The organism is Metapseudomonas resinovorans DSM 21078, from assembly GCF_000423545.1.
In the GTDB taxonomy this organism is placed as follows: Bacteria; Pseudomonadota; Gammaproteobacteria; order Pseudomonadales; family Pseudomonadaceae; genus Metapseudomonas; species Metapseudomonas resinovorans.
This window is the reverse complement of record NZ_AUIE01000013.1, coordinates 1-16,337: the sequence shown is the minus strand read 5'-3', so window position 1 is coordinate 16,337 and position 16,337 is coordinate 1. Positions and strand designations below refer to the sequence as shown.

Here is a 16,337-nt window from a genome sequence, read left to right as displayed (position 1 = left end):
CTGCGGCCTGCGTTCGCGAGCAAGCTCGCTCCTACGGCTCCGTAGCCCGGGAATCCGGGAAGGGCGCAGTCAGTTCGCGGACTGCATCCGGGTTACCAGCGCGCTTTGCGCCAGGCCTCGCGCTGTGCGGCGTCGAGGAAGGTCCAGGCGACGAAGCGGCTCTGCTTCTGGCCCTGGGCCATTTCCACCACCTGCACCTCCACGGCGTCGCTGCGGCGCAGGCGGGCTTCCATGCCGGGCAGGTTGCCACCCTTGGAAACCAGGCTGCTGAACCAGAGCACCTGATCCTTGAATTGCAGGCTCTCGTCCACCATCCGCTGCAGGAAGCCAACTTCGCCACCGTCGCACCAGAGTTCCGCGCCCTGACCGCCGAAGTTCAGCACCGGCAGCTTGCGCTTGGGGTCGAGCTTGCCGAGGTTCTTCCACTTGCGCTGGCTACCGCGGGTGGCTTCTTCCAGGGAGCTGTGGAAGGGCGGGTTGCACAGGGCCAGGTCGAAGCGCTCGCCCGGGGCGATCAGGCCCTTGAAGATGTTGCGCGGCTCGGCCTGCTGGCGCAGGTCGATGGCGTCGCCGAGTTGGTTGGACTGGATGATGGCCTGGGCCGAGCCCAGGGCCGTGCGGTCGATGTCGGTGCCGGTGAAGTGCCAGCCATACTCGCTGTGGCCGATCAGCGGGTAGATGCAGTTGGCGCCGATACCGATGTCCAGCGCCTGGATGCCTTTGCCGCGCGGGATCTGCCCGCCATTGCCAGCGGCCAGCAGGTCGGCGAGGCCGTGCAGGTAGTCGGCGCGGCCGGGTATGGGCGGGCAGAGGTAGCCAGCAGGAATGTCCCAGTGACGAATGCCGTAGAACTGCCGCAGCAGGGCACGGTTGAACACCTTGACCGCCTCCGGGTCGGCAAAGTCGATGCTTTCCTTGCCGTAGGGGTTGGTGATGACGAAGCGCGCCAGTTCCGGGCTGCCCTGGATCAGCTGGGGAAAGTCATAGCGGCCCTGGTGGCGATTGCGCGGATGCAACTGGCCCTTGGCAGGCGCTGCAGTCGATTTGGCAGTGGCGGGGCGGGGACGCTTTGGCATTTGCGGCATGGTGGCGGTATCGGCAGAGGAAAACGCGGAATTTTCCCACAAGCGGGCACTTCACGTCAGGAAAGGTGAAGGGCGCGGCCCAGGTAATCGAAGAACAGGCAATAGAGGGCAATCGGCAGTGGCAGGCCGAGGAGGGTTCCGATGAGGTAGTGGCGGAAGCGCACGCCGCTGAGGCTGAGGGCGTAGTTGAGCGCCGGAACCGTCTGGAACAGCATTCGCAACAGCGTGATGACAGCCACCGGGCGTTCGTCGAGGTGAGCGAAGATGCGCTTCGCCAGCCGGTTGTCCATCTCGCGCAGGGCGCTGCCGCCCAGCCAACGGATGAGCAGAAAGGTGAAACAGCAGGAGAAGGTCGCCGCCAGGTAAGTGGCCAGCCCGCCCCAGAGGCGCCCCAGGGCCAGCACTGCGGCGGCGAGGAAAATCCAGCCGGGAATCTGGATCAGGTTACCCAGTGCGAATAGCAGCGCAAAGAGCACCAGGCCCCAGCCCTTGTGGGCCAGCAGCGTGTCGTGCAGGTACTGCAGACTGAGGTGCTCGCGCATTCCGCTGAACTGGAAGGCTGCCAGCAATAACCCGAGGAAAAGGGCTACCAGCAGCAGGCGACGGTACTTGTGCATTGTCCCAGCCCTTGGGGGAGTTCCCATCATTGAAGCTCAGAGCGGGAACACCAGTGGCACCAGAAAGACGCTGACGATCATTACCAGCACAGTGAAGGGCACACCTACCCTCACGAAGTCACCGAATCGGTATTGGCCGGGGCCCAGTACGAGGGTATTCACGGGCGAGGAGATGGGCGTCATGAAGGCAGCCGATGCCGCCAGGGCGACGATCATCGCGAAGGGGTAGGGTGACATCCCCAGTTGCTGGGCTGTGGCGATGGCCACCGGCGCCATGAGCACGGCCGTGGCGGTGTTGGAGATGAACAGGCCGATCAGTGCGGTGACGATGAACAGGCTGGCGAGCATGGCGTAGGGGCCGGCATTGCCCAGCAGCGCAACCAGCCCTTTCACGGCCAGGTCGATACCGCCGGTCTGCTGCAGGGCCTGGGCGAAGGGCAACATGCCGACGATGAGGATCAGGGTCGGCCAGTGGATGGCGCGGTAGGCGCTGTCCAGGTCGATGCAGCGGAAGGCGCCCATTAACAGGCAGCCGATCAGCGCGGCCATCACGTTGGGCACCAGGCCACTGACCATCAGGAAGATCATCACCGCCAGGCTGAGCAGGGCGTAGGGGGCCTTGCGCGCGGTGGGGGCTACTTCGTTCACCTCTGCGGGCAGGCTCAGCACCAGGAAGTCGCGGCTCTGGCCCTGCAACTGATGAATGCACTTCCACTCGCCGGCCACCAGCAGGGTGTCGGAGGCCTTGAGCTTCTCGTCCACCAGGACGCCTTCCAGCGCTTGGCCGTGGCGGCGCAGGCCCACCACGTTGAGCTGGTGGCGCGATCGAAAGCCGAGTTCCTGGATGGTCTTGCCCGGCAGTTTCGACTCCGGCGGCAGGGCCACTTCGGCCAGCCCCAACTGGTGGGCATGCAGGCTGTAGTAGGAAGCTTGCAGCGGCAGGGGTTCCAGGCCCAGCTCCTGATAGGCACCGAGCAGGCCGATGGCCGGACTGACGAGGTCCACCAGCAGCACGTCGCCGGGCTCCAGCAGGGTATTGCCGGTGGCCATCAGCAGCAGGGTACGGAAGCGGCGCTGGCGCTCGACGGCGATCACATTGATGCCGTACTGCTTGCGCAGCTCCAGTTCGTTGAGGGCTTGGCGCGCCAGTGGCGAGTCGGCGCGAACCTTCAGGCGACGTTCCCGTTCGTTGAGGTCGTAAGCCGTGGCCAGGTCTGCGAGGGTGAGGCGGGGCGCAGCGGCGGCTTCGTCGTTGCCTCTGGGCGTCAACCAATGACGCGTCAACAGCATGTAGACGATGCCCAGGGCCAGTACGGCCAGGCCGATCGGTGTGAGGCTGAAGAAGCCGAATCCGTCCAGGCCGGCGCGGCGCAGTTCGCTGTGCACCACCAGGTTGGGTGCGGTGGCCACCAGGGTGAGCATGCCGCTGATCAATCCGGCGAAGGCCAGCGGCATCATCAGCCGTGCCGGGGCGATCTTCAGCCGCGCGGCGACGCCCAGGGCGACCGGAATAAAGATGGCCACTACGCCTGTGGAACTCATTACAGACCCCAGGCCCGCAGCGGCCAGCATCAGCAGCACCAGCAGGCGCGTCTCGCTGCTGCCGGCCCGGGCCACCAGCCAGTCGCCCAGGCGGTAGGCGATGCCGGTGCGGACCAGGCCGTCACCGATGACGAAGAGGGCGGCGATCAGCACCACGCTGGGGTCGCTGAAACCGGCCAGGGTGTGCTGGATATCGAGGATGCCGGTCAGTGGCAGCGCGACTATGACCAGCAAGGCGACCACGTCCATGCGTGGCTTGTTGAGGACGAACAGGGTGATGGCGGCCATGAGCAGGCCCAGCACCATCAGCAGATCGAGGTTCAATCGGTACTCCCGAAGGTTCCTTGGCGGGGAGCGGCAGTCTGTCAGGGGTAATCCAGGACGGCCTTGATCTGTTGCAGGTTAGCGGCGATCCAGCGCTTGTCGATGGGGCCCCAGCTGCGGATCACGTAGTGTCCGGCGTTGTTGCGCTCGCCTTCGGCCTGTTCGAAATGGCAGTCGATATCCAGTTCCGCCAGGGCCAGCAGGGTGTCCTGGGCGGTGCGGCGCGGCATGCCGGTGGCGTCCATGAGGGCCGGGATGCTGGTGGCGGTGCCGCTGTCGATCAGCCAGGCAACATAAAGGCGGCGGTAGAAGCTGGACTTGGTTTTGCTGATTTCCATGGGCATGCCCTGCGTGGCGGACGGTGCAATGAACGAGGCCCGCAATAGCGGGCCTCGTTGGGGTTACAGGCTGGCGATTCGGCTGCGCTGTTCGGTCAGATTGGTCAGGGCCTGTTCGGCCTCGGCCAGCTTGGCGCGTTCCTTCTCAATCACCTCGGCCGGGGCCTTGGCGACGAAGCCTTCATTGCCCAGCTTGCCGCCGACACGCTTCACCTCGCCGTCCAGGCGCTGGATTTCCTTGTCCAGGCGGGCGAGTTCCGCGTCCTTGTCGATCAGGCCGGCCATGGGCACCAGCACCTGCATGTCACCCACCAGGGCAGTGGCGGACATCGGTGCTTCTTCGCCTGCGGCCAGCACGCGGATGGTTTCCAGCTTGGCCAGTTTCTTCAGCAGGGGCTCGTTTTCGGCCAGGCGACGACGATCTTCCTCGTTGGCGTTGGCCAGCAGCAGGTCGATGCGCTTGGCCATGGAGATGTTCATCTCGCCGCGGATCTGCCGAACGCCGAGCATCAGCGCCTTGACCCACTCGATGTCGCCTTCGGCGGCGGCGTCTATGCGCTCTTCCGCGGCCACCGGCCAGGGTTGCAGCATCAGGGTGTCGCCGCCCTTGCCGGCCTGGCCCTTGATGCGCTGCCAGATTTCTTCGGTGATGAAGGGCATGAACGGATGCGCCAGGCGCAGGGCCACTTCCAGCACGCGGATCAGGGTGCGGCGGGTTCCGCGCTGACGCTCGATGGGGGCGTTCTCGTCCCACAGCACCGGCTTGACCAGTTCCAGATACCAGGCGCAGTACTGGTCCCAGATGAACTCGTAGAGGGTTTGGGCGGCCAGGTCGAAGCGGAAGGCATCGAGGTGTCGGGTCACTTCGGCTTCGGTACGTTGCAGGGCGGAGATGATCCAGCGGTCGACCGAGGACAGCTCGACCGGCTCGTCATTCACGCCGGTGTCCTGGCCATCGGTGTTCTCGATGACGAAGTTGGCGGCGTTCCACAGCTTGTTGCAGAAGTTGCGGTAGCCCTCGACGCGGCCCATGTCGAACTTCACGTCGCGGCCGGTGGAGGCCAGCGAGAGGAAGGTGAAGCGCAGGGCGTCGGTGCCGTAGCTGTTGATGCCTTCGGGGAACTCGGCCTTGGTCTGCTTGGCGATCTTCTCGGCCAGCTTGGGCTGCATCATGCCGCTGGTGCGTTTTTCCAACAGGGTGTCGAGGTCGATGCCGTCGACGATGTCCAGCGGGTCCAGGACGTTGCCCTTGGACTTGGACATCTTGTGGCCCTGGGAGTCGCGTACCAGGCCATGCACGTACACGGTCTTGAACGGAACCTGCGGGGTGCCGTCCTCGTTCTTCACCAGGTGCATGGTCAGCATGATCATCCGGGCGACCCAGAAGAAGATGATGTCGAAGCCGGTGACCAGCACATTGGTGGGGTGGAAGGTCTTGAGGAACTCGGTCTGTTCCGGCCAACCCAGGGTGGAGAAGGTCCACAGGCCGGAGCTGAACCAGGTGTCCAGTACGTCTTCGTCCTGGCGCAGGGCGATGTCGCCCAGGTTGTGCTTGGCGCGAACCTCGGCCTCGTCGCGGCCGACGTAGACGTTGCCGGCTTCGTCGTACCAGGCCGGGATGCGGTGGCCCCACCAGAGCTGGCGGCTGATGCACCAGTCCTGGATGTCACGCATCCAGGAGAAGTACATGTTTTCGTACTGCTTGGGCACGAACTGGATGCGGCCATCTTCCACGGCGGCGATGGCAGGTTCCGCCAGCGGCTTGGTGGAGACGTACCACTGGTCGGTCAACCAGGGTTCGATGACGGTGCCGGAACGGTCGCCCTTGGGCACCTTCAGCGCGTGGTCTTCGATCTTTTCCAGCAGGCCGAGTTGCTCGAAGGCCTCGACGATGCGCTTGCGTGCGTCGAAACGGTCCAGGCCGGCGTATTGCTCGGGCAGGCTGCCGTCGAGCTGGTCGTTGACGCTGCCGTCAAGGTTGAACACCTGGGCGGTGGCGAGTACCGCGGCGTCCTTGTCGAAGATGTTGATCAGCGGCAGGTTGTGGCGCTTGCCGACTTCATAGTCGTTGAAGTCATGGGCCGGGGTGATCTTCACGCAGCCGGTGCCGAACTCGGGGTCGCAGTACTCGTCGGCGATGATCGGGATGCGGCGTCCCACCAGGGGCAGCTCGACGAAGGTGCCGATCAGGTTCTTGTAGCGCTCGTCTTCCGGGTGCACGGCAACGGCGCTGTCGCCCAGCATGGTTTCCGGGCGGGTGGTGGCGACAATCAGGTAGTCCTTGCCGTCAGCGGTCTTGTGGCCGTCGGCCAGCGGGTAGCGCAGGTTCCACAGGCTGCCCTTCTCGTCATGGTTTTCCACTTCGAGGTCGGAGATGGCGGTGTGGAACTTGGTGTCCCAGTTGACCAGGCGCTTGCCGCGGTAGATCAGGCCGTCTTCATGCAGGCGCACGAAGGCTTCCTTGACCGCCTCGGACAGGCCGTCGTCCATGGTGAAGCGCTCGCGCGTCCAGTCCACGGAGGAGCCGAGACGGCGGATCTGGCGGGTGATGGTGCCGCCGGACTGTTCCTTCCATTCCCAGACCTTGTCGAGGAACTTCTCGCGACCGAGGTCATGGCGGCTGACGCCCTGGGCGGCGAGCTGACGCTCAACCACCATCTGGGTGGCGATGCCGGCATGGTCGGTGCCGGGCTGCCACAGGGTGTTGCGACCCTGCATGCGGCGGAAGCGGATCAGGGCGTCCATGATGGCGTTGTTGAAGCCATGACCCATGTGCAGGCTGCCGGTGACGTTCGGCGGCGGGATCATGATGGTGTACGGGTCGCCGGAACCTTGCGGGGCGAAGTAGTTGTTCTTCTCCCAGGTCTGGTACCAGGAAGTTTCGATAGCGTGGGGCTGGTAGGTCTTGTCCATGGTTCGGCGGGGACCCTAGAGGCAACTGAACGGGAAAACCGGAGAGTATAGCGGCAACGGGCCGTCGAAAGAATTGGCGCGCGTCGTGGGCGGCGCCCGGTCGTTACCGGGCGCGGTGGATCACTGCCGGCGCGGGGGCAGCAGGCGAGTCAGGCGGGCTTCGAGGCGGCGTTTGAGCTCGGCCTCGATCTGCGGCACGAAATCGTCGATCACGTCCTGCAGGATCAGTTGCGCGGCGGCGCGCAGTTCGCTGTCCAGGCGCGCCAGTTCCGGGTTGCCCGCCGGCGTCATGCGCTGGCGGATGGCTTCGGCCATGGGCAGCGTAGGTGCGAGCTCCGCTGCTGGGGCCGCCGTGGCTGCGGGAAGCGGTGCGACGGTAGGCTCCTGGGCCAGGGGCTGCGCTGGAGTCGATGGCACCACGGGGGCCGGGGCGGGCTCGACTATTTCTGACAGCAGCGGAATGCGGTCAGCATCCAGCGCGTCCGTGAGCAAAGGCGGCTCAGCTCCGTTCGGCTCGTCGCCGAGCAGGGCACGGATGGATTCGAGGTCGTCCAGCAGGTGTGCCGGCTTGGGGGGAAGCTTGGGGGTGTCCATGGGAATACGGCTAGAGTTCGACTCGTTTCGGATCATAGCCCCGCTGCCGGTAGGTGCGGAAATTCTCCCGGCAGGCGGCAAGCAGGTCGGGTTCCTGATTGACGATCTCGATGACCCGACTGAAACGTTCGACGTGGGGGGAAATGGTCGCGGCGAGGTTGATCAGCAGGCCTTGCTGGACGGATGGTTCCTCGTCCAGGGCCAGGACTACCGGAGCGTTGGCATCGTCGTCGATGAGGCTATGGGGAATGAAGCTTTCGGTGCGAAAGCGCCAGAGCAGCGCGTCCAGTTCATCACGCTGGGCGGCGTCGGTGCAGCGCAGCAGGACCGGCAACCCGTGGCGCCAGCCCTTGGCGGCCAACTGGCAGGCCGCACGCAGGCGGTCTGCCGGATTGGCTGAAGAGAGCACGTAGAACTCTACTCTCACTTGATGCGGTCCAGCAGGTACTGGGTGAGCAGGGGCACGGGGCGGCCAGTGGCGCCTTTATCCTTGCCGCCGCTGACCCAAGCGGTACCCGCGATATCCAGGTGCGCCCAGTGGTACTTCTTGGCAAAGCGCGACAGGAAGCAGCCGGCGGTGATGGTGCCGGCCTTCGGGCCGCCGATGTTGGCGATGTCGGCGAAGGGGCTGTCCAGCTGCTCCTGGTACTCGTCGAACAGCGGCAGTTGCCAGGCGCGGTCGTCGGCGTACTCGCCGGCCTTGAGGATCTGCTTGATCAGCCCGTCGTTGTTCCCCATCAAGCCCGAGGTGTTGCTGCCCAGGGCGACGATGCAGGCGCCGGTGAGGGTGGCGATGTCGATCACCGCTTGCGGATTGAAGCGCTCGGCGTAGGTCAGCGTGTCACACAGCACCAGACGGCCTTCGGCATCCGTGTTGAGGATCTCGACGGTCTGGCCGCTCATGGTGGTGACGATGTCGCCGGGACGGGTGGCGCCGCCGCTGGGCATGTTCTCGGCGCAGGCCAGTAGGCCCACCAGGTTGATCGGCAGTTGCAGTTCCAGCACGGCGCGGAAGGTGCCGAGCACACTGGCTGCGCCGCACATGTCGTACTTCATCTCGTCCATGCCGGCGGCCGGCTTGATGCTGATGCCGCCGGTGTCGAAAGTGATGCCCTTGCCCACCAGGGCGAAGGGTTTGTCTTCCTTCTTGCCGCCCTGGTAGTTGAGCACGATCATCCGCGGCGGTTGCTCGCTGCCCTGGGCCACGGCGAGGAAGGCACCGGCGCCCAGCTCCTTGAGCTTTTTCTCGTCCAGCACATCGACCTTGAGGTTCTTGTGGGCCTTGGCCAGGGCTTTGGCTTCTTCGGCGATGTAGCTGGGGTGGCACAGGTTCGGTGGCAGGTTGCCGAGATCACGGGTGAAGGCCATGCCGTTGGCGATTGCCTGGGCGTGCAGGCTGCCGCGCTCGACCTCGGCCTGTTCGGCCTTTTCCACCAGCAGGATGATTTTTTTCAGGGCCTTGGGGTCTGCTTTCTGGCTCTTGAAACGGTCGAAGACGTAGCCGCCATCGGCGAGGGTTTCCACCATCAGGCGGGCCTTGCCATAGGCGTCGCGACCTTTCACGGCCAGCTCACCCAGGGCCAGGCTGGCGTCGCTGCCGCCCAGGCCCTTCAGCACGCCGTTCGCTGCTGCGATCATTTTGCGGAACTGGCGGTCAGAGAGCTCGCGCTCCTTGCCGCAGCCGACCAGCAGCACGCGCTCGGCCTTGAGGTTGGGGAGGCTGTGCAGGAGCAGGGTCTGGCCGACCTTGCCGGCCAGGTCGCCGCGCTTGAGGAGGGTGGTGATGGCGCCGTCGGCAGCTGCGTCGATGGCTTTGGCTGCGTCGCCCAGCTTGCGCCCTTCACCGACTGCGACGACCAGGGTGGCGGTTTTCAGAGTTTCCAGACGGGCGCTTTTGACGAGGAATTCCATGACATGTGTCCCCAAGACAAAGAGCCGGTATTAACGGATAATGCCGGCTATTTTTTCAGTGGCCCGTCTTTGCGGCGGGCTGGCCATAAAGCGGCTAGTTTGAGCGTAGCCGCCTGAGCCTGACAACCCTGGAGTGTCTGGTTTGATTGTCTTCCGTTATCTCTCCCGCGAGGTGCTGGTCACCCTGAGTGCGGTCAGTGCCGTGCTGCTGGTGATCATCATGAGCGGCCGCTTCATCAAGTACCTGGCGCAGGCCGCGCAAGGGGCCCTGGACCCCGGCGTACTGTTCCTGATCATGGGTTTCCGGATTCCCGGCTTTCTTCAACTGATCCTGCCCCTGGGATTGTTCCTTGGCTTCCTGCTGGCCTATGGCCGGCTCTATCTTGAAAGCGAAATGACGGTGCTCAGCGCCACCGGCATGAGCCAACAACGGTTGATGGTCTACAGCCTGGCGCCGGCACTGCTGGTGGCCCTGATCGTGGCCTGGCTGAGCCTGGGCCTGGCGCCTCAGGGCGTCGGCCAGGTGGCGCGAATTCTCAACGAGCAGGATGCCCTGACCGAACTCGATACCCTGGTTCCCGGGCGCTTCCAGGCGCTCAAGGGGGGGGGACGGGTGACCTATACCGAGACCCTGTCCTCCGATCGCGGCGAGTTGGGTGGTGTGTTCATTTCCGAGAAGCGGATTTCGCGCCAGGACGGCAAGGACCGCGGTATCGGCGTGCTGGTGGCGGAGAAGGGCCACCAGGAGATCCAGCCTGATGGCAGTCGTTACCTGATCCTCAATAACGGCTACCGCTATGACGGCAACCCGGGCAAGGCGGATTACCGGATCATCCAGTACGAAACCTACGGTGTGTTGCTGCCCAAACCGGAAATCAGCTCCGAGATTGGCGAGCGTGAAGCGGTGCCTACGTCCGAGCTGATCGGTAGCACTGATCCTCGCTTCCAGGCGGAGCTGCAGTGGCGCCTATCGATTCCGCTGCTGGTATTCGTGGTCACGCTGTTGGCGGTTCCCTTGTCCAAGGTCAATCCGCGCCAGGGGCGCTTCCTCAAGTTGCTTCCGGCGATCCTGCTGTACATGGCGTACCTGGCCCTGCTGATTGCTGCGCGCGGCCAGCTGGACAAGGGGCGCATTCCCATGGCCATCGGTCTTTGGTGGGTGCATGGACTGTTCATCGCGGTCGGCCTGCTGTTGTTGTACTGGGAGCCACTGCGACTGAAGTGGGCGGCTCGTCGTGATGCCCGAGAGGTGGCCCATGGTTAGGTTGGATCGTTACATCGGCACCAGTGTGTTCTTCGGCATCCTCGCGGTGCTGGGGATCATCGTCAGCCTCGCGGCCCTGTTCGCCTTCATCGATGAGCTGGGTGACATTGGCGGTGACTACGATGTGTTCGCTGCCGCCTGGTACGTCTTCCTCACCCTGCCGCGCCGGATCTACGACATGCTGCCGATGGCGGCGCTGATCGGCAGCCTGATTGGCCTGGGTTCCCTGGCCAGTAGCAGCGAGCTGACGGTGATGCGCGCCGCGGGTGTCTCAATCGGCCGAATCGTCTGGGCGGTGATGAAGCCCATGGTGGTACTGATGGTGGTGGGCGTATTGATTGGCGAGTACGCAGCCCCCTGGAGCGAGAACCTGGCCCAGGCCAATCGGTCCCTGGCGCAGGGCGGTGGTGACGCGCAGAGCTCCAAACGCGGCCTCTGGCACCGTCAGGGAGAAGAATTCGTCCACATCAACGCCGTGCAGCCCAATGGAGTGCTCTATGGCGTGACTCGCTACCGCTTTGATGGTGAGCGCCACATGCAGTCCGCCAGCTTTGCCAAGCGCGCACTGTTCCAGGGCGACCACTGGCAGCTGGAAGATGTGTCCACTACCCATTTTCGTGGCGATCACACTGAGGTGGTCAATAACGTCACTGAACGCTGGGATGTGGAGCTCAAGCCGGAGCTGCTCGGCACCGTGGTGATGGAGCCTGAGGCACTGTCGATTTCCGGCCTGTGGCGCTACACCCACTATCTGGCGGAGCAGGGGCTTAACAACGGTCGTTACTGGTTGGCGTTCTGGACCAAGGTGCTGCAACCCCTGGTCACCGCTGCACTGGTACTGATGGCGATTTCCTTCATTTTCGGCCCGTTGCGCTCCGTCACTCTCGGCCAGCGAGTGTTTACCGGCGTGGTGATTGGCTTCGTGGTTCGAATCAGCCAGGACCTGCTCGGGCCGTCGAGCCTGGTGTTTGGTTTCTCGCCGCTGTTCGCTGTGCTGGTGCCGGCAGGTATCTGCGCGCTGGCAGGCTTCTGGCTTCTACGGCGCGCGGGCTGACAAACCGCCGAAGCAAACAAAAAAGCCCCGCATCGCGGGGCTTTCTGTTGGAGCGGGGGCTTACAGGCGCAGACCGCCGTCCAGTTCCAGGACACGACCGGTGTAGTAGTCGTTTTCCAGGATATAGGCCACCGAATGGGCGATTTCCATCGGCTTGCCCAGGCGGCGGAGCGGAATGCCGGAGGTCATCTTCTCCAGGGCTTCCGGCTTCATGCTGGCCACCATGTCGGTCTCGATGAAGCCCGGTGCCACGCCAGCCACGCGGATGCCGTAGCGGGCCAGTTCCTTCGCCCAGACCACGGTGTCGGCGGCGACGCCGGCCTTGGCCGCGGAGTAGTTGGCCTGGCCCATGTTGCCGGCGCGGGAAATGGACGAGATATTGATGATCGCGCCTTCGTTATTCAGCTCGATCATCTTGGCGGCGACTTCGCGGGTGCAGAGGAAGACACCGGTCAGGTTGACGTCGATGACCGACTGCCACTGGGCCAGGCTCATCTTGGTCATTTCGCCGTCCTTGACCTTGATGGTCAGGCCGTCGCGCAGGATGCCGGCGTTATTCACCAGGCCGTTGATAGCGCCGAAGTCCTCGGCCACCTGGGCGACCATGTGGGTCACCTGCTCTTCGTTGGCCACGTTGCAGATATAGGCACGGGCATCACCACCGGCGGCCTTGCAGGCCGCCACGGCGTCATCCAGTTTTTCCTGGTTCAGGTCCACCAGGGCGAGCTTTGCGCCCTTGGCCGCCAGGTACTCACCCATGGCGCGGCCGAGGCCCTGGCAACCACCGGTAATGATGATGACCTTGTCTTTGAGTTGCATGAGAATCCCCTCGAATAACTGTCGCTTTGCCCCCGCTGGCGCCGTTAAACCGCTATTCTGGGCGCTCGTCCGTTTTCGACGGATTCTCTGCGAGGAGTCATAAGGTGAGCGTGAAAGCCGCAAAGCATGCACGAGAATTGCTGCTCAAGGAATACCGTGGGGTACTGTCCACCCATTCCAAGGCCATGCCGGGCTTCCCTTTCGGATCAGTGGTGCCGTACTGCCTGGACGCCGAAGGCCGGCCGCTGATCCTGATCAGCCGTATCGCCCAGCACACCCATAACCTGCAGAAGGACACCAAGTGTTCGCTGCTGGTGGGCGAGCGCGGCGCCGACGATGTTCAGGCCGCGGGGCGTCTGACCCTGCTGGCCGAAGCGCGGCAGATTACCGATGCGGCCGAGACCGAGGCTGCTGCTACCCGCTACTACCGTTACTTCCCCCAGGCAGTGGACTACCACCGCACCCACGATTTCGACTTCTGGCGCCTGGAGCCGGTGCGCGCCCGCTTCATTGGTGGCTTCGGTGCCATCCACTGGGTGGACCATCTGGTGCTGGCCAACGCCTTCGCCGGGGCGGCTGAAATCGGCATGCTGGAGCACATGAACAGCGACCACGCCAACGCCATCACCCACTACGTGGAACTGGCCGGGCTGCCGAAGGACCCAGCAGCGGAGATGGTTGGGATCGATACGGAAGGATTTCACCTACGCATTGGTCAGACGCTTCACTGGCTGCCCTTCCCAACATCCTGTAACAACCCAGGTGCGGTCCGGCAGGCCTTGGTACAGCTGGCTCGCGCTGAAATCTGGCCGACCAGCGGAGAGGCGGTGGCTTGAATTGGGTGGGCGGCGGCTTCATCTAGCGGATTATCGGAAGCTGTTCTTCCGCCAAGGAAACTCGTGATGCGCGCTTTTCTCTTTCTGTTCCTGCTCTTTCCGCTGATCGAGCTGGCTGTATTGATCCAGGTCGGTAGCGTGATCGGCGTCCTGCCCACCCTGCTGCTGGTGGTCGGTACCGCCGTGCTCGGTAGCGTGTTGCTGCGGGTGGCCGGCGTTGCCACTGCCTGGCGCGCCCGTGAACGTCTGGCCCGTGGCGAAGTGCCCGAGCAGGAAATGCTTGAGGGCCTGTTGATTGCCGTCGGCGGTGGCCTGCTGCTGTTGCCAGGCTTCATCAGCGACATCTTCGGCCTGCTCTGCCTGATTCCCTTCACGCGTCGCCTGTTCATCCGCAACCTGCGCCAGCGGGCGGCCGCCCAGGCCATGCGCCAGCGTGCCTTCGCCGATGACCTGGCCGCGCGCAGCGGCCAGGTGCGCCCCCACGTGATCGAAGGCGAGTACGAGCGTCGCGACCAATAAAGTGCATTTTTTTTGCGCGTCGCCCTTGAAATGCCTCCCGGCGCCCCTATGTATCCGTCACCGCAAGGTTCCTGCTGATCAGCAGGTCTGAATTCAGCGGCGCGCCTGTCGCGCTGCACCCGGCCCCGCCGGACATTACCAACCCGCCGGTGTTCGCACCGGTCGAAGTAACAACACTATTGGGAGAGATCGACAATGAAGCTTCGTCCTCTGCATGACCGCGTCGTCATCCGTCGCAGCGAAGAAGAGACCAAAACCGCTGGCGGCATCGTGCTGCCGGGCTCGGCTGCCGAAAAGCCGAACCGTGGCGAAGTCGTCGCTGTCGGCACCGGTCGCCTGCTGGACAACGGCGAAGTGCGTCCGCTGGCCGTCAAGGTCGGTGATCAGGTTGTGTTTGGCCCTTATTCGGGCAGCAACACCATCAAGGTTGATGGCGAAGAACTGCTGGTGATGGGCGAGAGCGAAATCCTCGCCGTCGTCGAAGCCTGAGTCTCGCGAATCTCCGCCTACACACCAAAGAATTGAGGATCAATCAACATGGCTGCTAAAGAAGTCAAATTCGGCGATTCCGCCCGCAAGAAAATGCTGGTCGGCGTAAACGTTCTGGCCGATGCCGTTAAAGCGACCCTCGGCCCGAAAGGTCGTAACGTTGTTCTGGACAAATCCTTCGGCGCTCCGACCATCACCAAGGATGGCGTTTCCGTTGCCAAGGAAATCGAACTGAAAGACAAGTTCGAAAACATGGGCGCCCAACTGGTGAAAGACGTGGCCTCCAAGGCCAACGACGCTGCCGGTGACGGCACCACCACCGCTACCGTTCTGGCTCAGGCCATCGTCAACGAAGGCCTGAAGGCCGTCGCTGCCGGCATGAACCCGATGGACCTGAAGCGCGGCATCGACAAGGCCACCATCGCCATCGTTGCCCAGCTGAAAGAGCTGGCCAAGCCCTGCGCCGACACCAAGGCCATCGCCCAGGTAGGCACCATCTCCGCCAACTCCGACGACTCCATCGGCAACATCATTGCCGAAGCCATGGAGAAAGTGGGCAAGGAAGGCGTGATCACCGTTGAAGAAGGCTCGGGCCTGGAAAACGAACTGTCCGTTGTTGAAGGCATGCAGTTCGACCGCGGCTACCTGTCCCCCTACTTCATCAACAAGCCGGACACCATGGTCGCCGAGCTGGAAGGCCCGCTGATCCTGCTGGTGGACAAGAAGATCTCCAACATCCGCGAAATGCTGCCGGTCCTGGAAGCAGTCGCCAAAGCTGGCCGCCCGCTGCTGATCGTCGCTGAAGACGTTGAAGGCGAAGCCCTGGCTACCCTGGTTGTGAACAACATGCGTGGCATCGTCAAAGTCGCAGCCGTCAAGGCTCCGGGCTTCGGCGACCGCCGCAAGGCCATGCTGCAGGACATCGCCATCCTGACCGGCGGCACCGTGATTTCCGAAGAAGTTGGCCTGTCCCTGGAAAGCGCTTCCCTGGAGCACCTGGGTAACGCCAAGCGCGTTGTGCTGAGCAAGGAAAACACCACCATCATCGACGGCGCTGGCGCCCAGGCTGACATCGAAGCCCGCGTTGCCCAGATCCGCAAGCAAGTCGAGGAAACCACCTCCGACTACGACAAGGAGAAACTGCAAGAGCGTCTGGCCAAGCTGGCCGGCGGTGTTGCCGTGATCAAGGTCGGTGCGGCTACCGAAGTCGAGATGAAAGAGAAGAAGGCTCGCGTTGAAGACGCTCTGCACGCTACCCGTGCTGCCGTCGAAGAAGGCGTGGTTCCTGGCGGCGGCGTTGCCCTCGTGCGCGCCCTGCAGGCCATCGAAGGTCTGAAAGGCGACAACGAAGACCAGAACGTCGGTATCGCCCTGCTGCGTCGCGCTGTTGAAGCTCCGCTGCGCCAGATCGTCGCCAACTCCGGTGACGAGCCGAGCGTGGTGGTTGACAAGGTCAAGCAAGGTTCCGGCAACTACGGCTTCAACGCCGCTACCGGCGTGTACGGCGACATGATCGAGATGGGCATCCTGGACCCGGCCAAGGTCACCCGTTCCGCTCTGCAAGCTGCTGCCTCCATCGGCGGCCTGATGGTCACCACCGAGGCTATGGTTGCCGAAGTGGCTGACGACAAGGGCGCCCCGGCCATGCCGGACATGGGCGGCATGGGCGGCATGGGCGGCATGATGTAAGCCACCCGGCCATCCGGTCCGAAAAAGCCCCGCCTAGTCAGACTGTGTGAAAACCTAGCCGTCTGAGTCGAAGCTGAAGACAATGCCCGTATCGATCGATACGGGCATTGTCGTTTATGGGCTACATCCAGGGAGAGGCGCGCGGTCAGGACAGCCTGTTTCCGCCGTCGTTGGACGAGCTGGTTCCCGAAGACCACCTGGTGCGGGTGATCGAGGTCTACGTGGCGCGGCTGGATCTGCAGGCGCTGGGTTTCAGCAAGGCGCAGCCGGGACGAACCGGGCGTCCGCCCTACGAGCCGGCGGACCTGCTCAAGCTCTACCTGTACGGCTACTTCCAGCGCAT

Annotated in this window: 15 protein-coding genes and 1 pseudogene; 7 read left to right on the top strand and 9 right to left on the bottom strand. The window is 63.7% G+C overall.

Going from position 1 to position 16,337, the window contains the following annotated elements:
- Positions 1-92 precede the first annotated feature (92 nt).
- The 8 genes from rlmF to G559_RS0111835 form a co-directional block, all read right to left on the bottom strand.
- A complete protein-coding gene (rlmF, locus tag G559_RS0111870) occupies positions 93-1,085 on the bottom strand; it encodes a 23S rRNA (adenine(1618)-N(6))-methyltransferase RlmF (RefSeq protein WP_028628415.1) in 993 nt (330 codons plus the stop codon).
- Between the two features lie 56 nt (positions 1,086-1,141).
- Positions 1,142-1,702 carry a VTT domain-containing protein gene (locus G559_RS0111865; RefSeq protein ID WP_028628414.1) on the bottom strand — a complete coding sequence of 187 codons (561 nt, stop codon included), beginning with the start codon at positions 1,700-1,702 and terminating at the stop codon, positions 1,142-1,144.
- Positions 1,703-1,738: 36 nt separating this feature from the next.
- Positions 1,739-3,568: an SLC13 family permease gene (locus tag G559_RS0111860; RefSeq protein ID WP_028628413.1), complete on the bottom strand. Its 1,830-nt coding sequence runs from the start codon at positions 3,566-3,568 to the stop codon at positions 1,739-1,741.
- A gap of 41 nt (positions 3,569-3,609) precedes the next feature.
- Positions 3,610-3,906 carry a winged helix-turn-helix domain-containing protein gene (locus tag G559_RS0111855; protein WP_028628412.1) on the bottom strand — a complete coding sequence of 99 codons (297 nt, stop codon included), beginning with the start codon at positions 3,904-3,906 and terminating at the stop codon, positions 3,610-3,612.
- Between the two features lie 63 nt (positions 3,907-3,969).
- Positions 3,970-6,819 carry a valine--tRNA ligase gene (locus tag G559_RS0111850; RefSeq protein ID WP_028628411.1) on the bottom strand — a complete coding sequence of 950 codons (2,850 nt, stop codon included), beginning with the start codon at positions 6,817-6,819 and terminating at the stop codon, positions 3,970-3,972.
- Between the two features lie 120 nt (positions 6,820-6,939).
- The gene (locus tag G559_RS0111845; RefSeq protein WP_028628410.1) at positions 6,940-7,413 is read right to left on the bottom strand and encodes a hypothetical protein; all 474 of its coding nucleotides are present in this window, start codon (positions 7,411-7,413) and stop codon (positions 6,940-6,942) included.
- 10 nt (positions 7,414-7,423) lie between these two features.
- Positions 7,424-7,840, bottom strand: coding sequence for a DNA polymerase III subunit chi (locus G559_RS0111840; RefSeq protein WP_028628409.1), 417 nt, complete (start codon positions 7,838-7,840; stop codon positions 7,424-7,426).
- A complete protein-coding gene (locus tag G559_RS0111835; protein ID WP_028628408.1) occupies positions 7,837-9,324 on the bottom strand; it encodes a leucyl aminopeptidase in 1,488 nt (495 codons plus the stop codon). Before G559_RS0111835 ends, G559_RS0111840 begins: the two co-directional genes overlap by 4 nt.
- A gap of 142 nt (positions 9,325-9,466) precedes the next feature.
- Between G559_RS0111835 and lptF the strand changes: the two genes are divergently transcribed.
- A complete protein-coding gene (gene lptF, locus G559_RS0111830; RefSeq protein ID WP_028628407.1) occupies positions 9,467-10,588 on the top strand; it encodes an LPS export ABC transporter permease LptF in 1,122 nt (373 codons plus the stop codon).
- Complete coding sequence (gene lptG / locus G559_RS0111825) at positions 10,581-11,642, top strand: LPS export ABC transporter permease LptG (RefSeq protein ID WP_028628406.1); 1,062 nt, start codon at positions 10,581-10,583, stop codon at positions 11,640-11,642. Before lptF ends, lptG begins: the two co-directional genes overlap by 8 nt.
- 60 nt (positions 11,643-11,702) lie before the next feature.
- On the opposite strand, the gene G559_RS0111820 is transcribed toward lptG, so the two are convergent.
- Positions 11,703-12,461: an SDR family oxidoreductase gene (locus G559_RS0111820; RefSeq protein ID WP_028628405.1), complete on the bottom strand. Its 759-nt coding sequence runs from the start codon at positions 12,459-12,461 to the stop codon at positions 11,703-11,705.
- A gap of 104 nt (positions 12,462-12,565) precedes the next feature.
- Here G559_RS0111820 and G559_RS0111815 point away from each other — a divergent pair, with 104 nt between their 5' ends.
- The 5 genes and pseudogenes from G559_RS0111815 to G559_RS28930 form a co-directional block, all read left to right on the top strand.
- A complete protein-coding gene (locus G559_RS0111815; RefSeq protein WP_028628404.1) occupies positions 12,566-13,297 on the top strand; it encodes a HugZ family pyridoxamine 5'-phosphate oxidase in 732 nt (243 codons plus the stop codon).
- A gap of 66 nt (positions 13,298-13,363) precedes the next feature.
- Positions 13,364-13,816, top strand: coding sequence for an FxsA family protein (locus tag G559_RS0111810; RefSeq protein ID WP_028628403.1), 453 nt, complete (start codon positions 13,364-13,366; stop codon positions 13,814-13,816).
- Between the two features lie 195 nt (positions 13,817-14,011).
- Positions 14,012-14,305, top strand: coding sequence for a co-chaperone GroES (locus G559_RS0111805; RefSeq protein ID WP_028628402.1), 294 nt, complete (start codon positions 14,012-14,014; stop codon positions 14,303-14,305).
- Between the two features lie 48 nt (positions 14,306-14,353).
- Positions 14,354-15,994: a chaperonin GroEL gene (gene groL / locus G559_RS0111800; RefSeq protein WP_028628401.1), complete on the top strand. Its 1,641-nt coding sequence runs from the start codon at positions 14,354-14,356 to the stop codon at positions 15,992-15,994.
- Positions 15,995-16,110: 116 nt separating this feature from the next.
- Positions 16,111-16,337, top strand: a pseudogene (locus tag G559_RS28930) (IS5/IS1182 family transposase); the annotation flags it as partial.